The organism is Roseovarius halophilus (ex Wu et al. 2025) (genome assembly GCF_047086965.1).
This window is the reverse complement of record NZ_JBKOTX010000608.1, coordinates 1-324: the sequence shown is the minus strand read 5'-3', so window position 1 is coordinate 324 and position 324 is coordinate 1. Positions and strand designations below refer to the sequence as shown.

The window sequence follows — 324 nt, the reverse complement described above, 5'->3', positions numbered from 1 at the left end:
CTCCGTGGCAAAGGTTAAGATCGCGTTACTGGTCAGGTCGGTGCCGTTGTCGCTGACAATCATGCCAGGCTTTCCACGCCGTTCGACCAGGGCCGTCAGTTCCCGCACGACACGCCGCCCCGAGATCGATGTGTCCGGGATCGCCGCGAGGCATTCCCGGGTGACATCGTCGACCACGTTCAGGGCGAGCCATTGGGCGCCATTGGTTCAAGAACAATGGCGAGCGAACCGCCGGCCACAGGCGAGCTGGTCATGGACGAACCGAAGGTCCGCGAAGCGAAATCCAACGACCACCGGGCGTTTGGCCGCGCCTCGACCAGGATC

Annotated in this window: 1 pseudogene; it reads right to left on the bottom strand. The window is 63.6% G+C overall.

Going from position 1 to position 324, the window contains the following annotated elements:
• A pseudogene (locus tag ACH107_RS33700) lies at positions 1-324 on the bottom strand (DDE-type integrase/transposase/recombinase); the annotation flags it as partial.